Genomic DNA, 284 nt, shown 5'->3' with positions numbered 1-284 from the left:
GTGATATATATGAACGGAAACAAAATATTAGCAGCTTTATCATACTTTAGTGTATTTTTTGCCCCTATCTTATTCCCTATCATTGTGTGGATTGTGGGCGATTCTGAAACGAAACCGCACGCAAAACGAGCTCTATGGACACACATCATTCCAAGCATCGCGTCATTTATTGGATTTATTATTCTAGGAATTATGGGTATCGGATCGAATCAACCAGACGTAACACTTGGCAGTGGAGCAATGATTGTCTTATGTATTTGCGGCATTTTTAGCTTATACTACTT

1 protein-coding gene is annotated in these 284 nt (G+C 38.0%); it reads left to right on the top strand.

Going from position 1 to position 284, the window contains the following annotated elements; genetic code table 11:
• Positions 1–9: 9 nt before the first annotated feature.
• A partial coding sequence (locus tag ACSG5Z_RS32050; RefSeq protein WP_435712965.1) for a magnetosome magnetite crystal formation protein family occupies positions 10–284 on the top strand: 275 nt, incomplete at its 3' end.

Source organism: Bacillus pretiosus (assembly GCF_051294775.1).
In the GTDB taxonomy this organism is placed as follows: Bacteria; Bacillota; Bacilli; order Bacillales; family Bacillaceae_G; genus Bacillus_A; species Bacillus_A wiedmannii.
The sequence above is the reverse complement of the archived record's forward strand: the minus strand, read 5'-3'. Positions and strand labels throughout refer to the sequence as shown.